Annotated in this window: 1 protein-coding gene; it reads right to left on the bottom strand. The window is 44.5% G+C overall.

Features of this window, described 5'->3' with window-relative positions:
* Nucleotides 1-225 (bottom strand): hypothetical protein (locus SB764_RS42315; protein WP_410867080.1); only part of this gene is annotated, 225 nt, incomplete at its 3' end.
* Nucleotides 226-256: the final 31 nt, after the last annotated feature.

Here is a 256-nt window from a genome sequence, read left to right as displayed (position 1 = left end):
AATGACCAGAAGACCCCCTCCTAGGCGACGCAAGATTAGCGCATTGGTGGATTCGTCAGAAGCAACCCACGTCAAGCCAAGTATTCCGAATCCAAGAATTAAGAGTATAGCTACAGCAGTTACAGACCCGTACATGATCACAAATAGAAATAGGGTTGACTTTTTGCCTCTATCAACCACATGCAGAATGAACTCTACAATTCTATTATCGTAGTTGATTTTCACGCCCCAACCATTCGGAGCCAAGAGCATCATC

It is taken from the genome of Paraburkholderia sp. SIMBA_027, from assembly GCF_046535315.1.
Classification (GTDB): domain Bacteria; phylum Pseudomonadota; class Gammaproteobacteria; order Burkholderiales; family Burkholderiaceae; genus Paraburkholderia; species Paraburkholderia tropica.
This window is presented reverse-complemented; position numbering and strand designations above follow the sequence as displayed.